3 protein-coding genes and 1 pseudogene are annotated in these 4,907 nt (G+C 66.5%); 2 read left to right on the forward strand and 2 right to left on the reverse strand.

From position 1 onward, the window contains the following. Together ABZW74_RS23985 and rpmB are read right to left on the reverse strand one after the other, a co-directional pair. Window positions 1-248: pseudogene (locus ABZW74_RS23985) on the reverse strand (enoyl-CoA hydratase/isomerase family protein); the annotation flags it as partial. Between the two features lie 125 nt (window positions 249-373). After that, window positions 374-565 (reverse strand): 50S ribosomal protein L28, encoded by a 192-nt coding sequence (gene rpmB, locus ABZW74_RS23990; RefSeq protein ID WP_355279946.1) that lies wholly within the window; start codon window positions 563-565, stop codon window positions 374-376. 254 nt (window positions 566-819) lie between these two features. On the opposite strand from rpmB, the gene ABZW74_RS23995 reads away from it, so the two are divergent. Together ABZW74_RS23995 and recG are read left to right on the forward strand one after the other, a co-directional pair. Then, a complete protein-coding gene (locus ABZW74_RS23995; protein ID WP_355279952.1) occupies window positions 820-2,454 on the forward strand; it encodes a DAK2 domain-containing protein in 1,635 nt (544 codons plus the stop codon). 74 nt (window positions 2,455-2,528) lie between these two features. Then, window positions 2,529-4,781 (forward strand): ATP-dependent DNA helicase RecG, encoded by a 2,253-nt coding sequence (gene recG / locus ABZW74_RS24000; protein ID WP_355279949.1) that lies wholly within the window; start codon window positions 2,529-2,531, stop codon window positions 4,779-4,781. Window positions 4,782-4,907 lie beyond the last annotated feature (126 nt).

Below are 4,907 nucleotides of genomic sequence, written 5' to 3' on the forward strand. Positions count from 1 at the left end.
GCGGCGAACGCTCGCACATTTCCGCCGGCACAGAAATTGGCGCCCGCGCCGACGAGCAGGATCGCTCCCGCCTCGCGTTGGCCCCGGGCGACTTCGCGCAGGGCCTGCGCACCCTGGGCCAGGGCGTCGTCGGCCAGTGACGTGCCGGCCGCGGCGGTCGAGACGGTGATGGTCAGAACGCCGCCATCGCTGTGGACCAGCGGCTCGGCGGTCGAGGGCGTGGTGGCGGTGGATGTGGTGGAGGTCATGCTGCCGAACTCTAGTAGGCGCACAACAAAGACCCGACGCCGGGGCGAGCGATTGCTCGGTCGGTGTCGGGTCTCGTCGGTGTGGCGGAACTACCGCCTGCCCGGCATGCGCCAGGGTCGCCGACTCAGACGGCGGTGGTCTTGCCGGCCTTCAGGCACGAGGTGCACACGTTCTTGCGCTTGCGGTTGCCGGGGGCAACCTCGATGCGCACCGACTGGATATTCGGGTTCCAGCGGCGGTTGGTGCGCCGGTGCGAGTGCGAAACCGACTTCCCGAAGCCCGGGCCCTTGCCGCAAAGGTCGCAAACGGCAGCCATCGTCGAACTCCCTTGATAGGTGAAATAAGGTCTGGTGGTCCGCCCGTCGTGGCGTCGGACAATGCACGGAGCATGCGCGTGCGCCGACAGGCAACCCTGCAAGGATAGCGGGCCGCCCGGGGCGCATCCAAATCCGCGCCCCACCGGCGAGGACGCATCGCCGGCCGTGGGGTGTCTGTCGTGATCGCCGAGTAATCTCGAACACATCCCAGCGTCTCGAGAACAGAATGAGGGGTCGTGTGATCGCCCGGACGATGAACCCGCAGCTGTTGCGTGACTGGGCGCGCGCCTGCGCCGACAACCTCGAGACGCTGCGTGGCGAGATCAATGACCTCAATGTGTTCCCCATCCCGGATTCGGATACGGGCAGCAACATGGTGTTCACGATGACTGCGGCCGCGGACGCTGCCCAGGCGCTGCCTGAGGACGTGGCGGTTGTGGATGTGGCCCGGGCGATGGCCGAAGGTGCGGTGGCCGCGGCACGGGGCAATTCCGGGATCATCTTGTCGCAGGTTCTGGTGGGTCTCGCCGACGCCGCCGAATTGCTCGGCGACGGGCCAGAGCTGAACTTCAAGAATCTCGTCGCCTCCGGTTTGCGTCTCGGATCGCTCGCCGCGACCCGCGCGGTCAGCGAGCCGCAGGAGGGGACGGTGCTGACGCTGATCCGGGTGGCCGCGCAGGCGGCAGCCGAGCACGAGTCCGAATCGGCCAGTGATCTTGCCCGCGCCATCGCCGACGAATGCGCCGAGGCCCTCGAACGCACCCCCGACCAACTCCCGGTCCTGGCCAGTGCGGGCGTTGTCGACGCGGGTGGCCGCGGGTTCCTCGCGCTGCTCGACGCCATGGTGTCGGTGCTCACCGGGGTGTCCAACCGCCGCCGCCGTTATCGCGGCATCCTCACCGGCGGCGGGCAGCCCGGACATTCGGCCGACGACACCTGCACCGACGGCAGCGACATGGACTTCGAGGTGATGTACCTGCTGCACGGTGCGCTCGGGGAGCGAATCGCAGATCTGCGCCGCTTCCTCGACGACGTCGGTGACGCGGTGGTCATCGTCGGTGACAGTTCGAGTGGGGACGGCGAGCGGTTCTCCGTTCACGTGCACACCTGCGACCCGGGTGCGGCGGTTGAGGCGGGTGCGCTGCTCGGACGCATCTCCGACGTCCGAATCAGCTGTTTCGCATTGGATGCCATTCGTGCGCAGGCTGATTCGGTCGAGCCGCCGCCTCGGCACAAACGTGCGGTGGTGGCGGTGGTCACCGGTGAGGGTGCAGCCGAGTTGTTCACCGAGGCGGGCGCGACGGTGCTCCTCGCCGACGGAGGTCTCACCGCCGAGCAGTTGGCCGACGCGATCCGCAACACCGACAGCGCGCATGTCGTGGTGATGGCCAACGGCGCCTTGGCATCTCAGGAACTGGTGACCGTCGCAACCGAGGTCCGGTCCCCGCAGCGGGCGATCGTCACACTGCCGACGTCGTCGATGGTCCAGTGTCTGGCCGCCCTGGCGGTGCACGACCCGAGCGAGCAGGCCGACGCCGATGCCTACGCGATGGCCGAAGCGGCCGCAGGCACGCGGTGGGGATCACTGCAGATCGCCGAACAGCGGATGATGACGCTGGCCGGTACCTGTGACGTCGGTGACGTGCTCGGGCTGATCGGCTCCGACGTGCTCGTGGTCGCACCCGATCAGACTGGGGCCGCAACGGCTCTGGTGGATCTGATGCTGGCCACCGGTGGCGAGCTGGTCACCGTGTTGGCCGGAACCGAGGTGGACAAGGCCGCGCTCGACGCGATCGCAGAACAGATGCGACGCAGCTATCAGGGCATCGAACTTGCCGTCTACGAGACCGGTCAGCGCCACCGCCTCATCGAGGTCGGGGTCGAGTGACCGGGGATGGGTGCCCGAAACCGATGATCTCCCAGAACCTATGATTTCCCAGAGCCTATGATTTCCCAGAGCCTATGATTTCACTGTCGGATTCGTTGTCGGAGATTCTGGACAACAAGGTGGTCGACGGTCTGGCCTCGGTGGGCGTGACGACCGTGGGCGAGTTGCTGCACTACACGCCACGGCGATATGTGCGCCAGGGGCAGGCGTCGAAGGCGGAGATGCCCGAGACGGGGGAGTATCTGACCATCGTCGGCCGTATCACCAAGGCCGATCTCATTCCGATGAAGAAACGCTCGGGCAGATTCCTCAAGGTGACGGTCGCCGACGAGAGCCGTAAGTACGAGGCGAGCTTCTTCAATCCGAAATTCATCCAGCACCGGCTGAAACCGGGGGCGCGAGTGATGATGGCGGGCACGGTGAAGTTCTTCCGCGACACCATCCAGTTGTCGCATCCGGATTGGATGGTCCTGCCCGACGGTGATTCCGAGGTGGATCGCGTGGTCGGTTCGGCGATGCTGACCGAGATGTACGCGGTCGAGGCCGATCTCACCTCCGATGACGATGCCGCCGGTCTCCTCGCCCAGTTCGACCGGCCGATCATTCCGCTGTATCCGGCCACCCGCGACATTCAGACCTGGGACATCTGGGGTGCCGTCCGCCGGGTCCTCGCTCACCGACCCGACACCGCGGACGCGCTCAGTGACGCCGAACGCAAGCGGCGCGGTCTGATCACCACCGCCGACGCGTTGTCCCGGATTCACCTCCCGGACACCGAGGACGACATCACCGCGGCGTCAGCCCGACTGAAGTTCGATGAGGCACTGGCGATTCAGACGGTCCTGGCGCAGCGTCGGCTCGCCGGGCGTAATGATTCGGCGCCGCCATGCCCGCATGTCCCAGGCGGGCTCGAGGACGGGCTCCTGGCCCGCTTGCCGTTTGAACTCACCGTCGGTCAGGTTGAGGTCGGCGCCGAACTCGGCGCGGATCTCGGGCGCAGCCAACCGATGAGCCGCCTGCTGCAGGGCGAGGTGGGCTCCGGTAAGACGCTGGTGTCCCTGCTGGCGATGCTGCGGGTGGTCGACAACGGGCATCAGTGCGCGATCCTGGCTCCCACCGAAGTTCTTGCTGCACAACACTATCGGACCATTCGAACGATGCTCGGCGACCTGGCGGCCGGCGGCGAGCTGTCGGCGGCGGACGGTGCCACCCAGATCGCGCTGCTCACCGGATCGATGAAGACCAAGGGCAAGCGTCAAACCCTGCTCGACGTGGTGTCGGGCGCCGCCGGGATCGTGATCGGTACCCACGCGCTGCTCGAAGAGAATGTCGAGTTCTTCGACCTCGGGATGGTCGTCGTCGACGAACAGCACCGGTTCGGTGTCGAACAGCGTGACGTGTTGCGCGGTCGCGGTCGCGACGGGGCGATGCCGCACTTCCTGGTGATGACTGCGACGCCGATCCCGCGCACGGTCGCCATGACGGCCTTCGGCGATCTGGACACCTCGGTGCTCACCGAACTTCCGCGGGGTCGGCAGCCCATCACCACCACCGTGGTTCCGATGGGGAACGTGCGGTGGGTCGACCGGGTGTGGTCGCGCGCGGCGGAGGAGATCGCGGCGGGCCGCCAGGTGTATGTGGTGTGCTCGCGCATCGGTGGCGACGAGGTGTCGGACGGTAGAGGCACCCCGGCAAAGGGCGATTCGACGGCACCGCAGACGGTTTCGGTGCTCGACCAGTACGAGAACCTGATCGCCGGCCCACTCGGTCATCTACGGATCGGGCTCCTGCACGGTCGTCTGCCGTCCGACGAGAAGAACGCGGTGATGGACGAATTCGGCCGCGGCGAGATCGACATCCTGGTGGCCACCACGGTCATCGAGGTCGGCGTCGATGTGCCGAACGCGACGATGATGGTGATCGTCGACGCCGAGCGTTTCGGTGTGAGCCAGCTCCATCAGCTGCGCGGTCGTGTCGGTCGTGGGCAGCATGCCGGCTTATGTCTGCTGATGACGAATACGGCACCCGTGTCCCAGGGCATGCAGCGACTGAACGCGGTGGCCGGTTCCAACGACGGATTCGTGCTGGCGCGTGTCGATCTGGCGCAGCGTCGCGAGGGTGACGTGCTCGGTTCGCTGCAGTCGGGCGGCACCACGTCCCTGCGCTTCCTGTCCCTGCTCGACGACGTCGACGTCATCGCCGATGCCCGCGAACTGGCCGATGAGGTGGTGGGCGCCGACCTCTCCCTGATCGAACACCGACCCCTCGCCGACCTCGTCGACGCGATCCTGGTGCCGCACAAGATCGCTTACCTCGACAAGTCCTGACTCGAAGAGTTGGGTGACCGACGCTCTGACTTGGGCAAACGCCGCAGTGCTCTGTCCCTGAAAATAGGGGAAGAACTTCTTCCCCGGGGTTCACAGTCGTCCCCTAGAAATTCCTAGGGGAGGACT

It is taken from the genome of Gordonia sp. NPDC003585, assembly GCF_040610755.1.
Lineage (GTDB): Bacteria > Actinomycetota > Actinomycetes > Mycobacteriales > Mycobacteriaceae > Gordonia.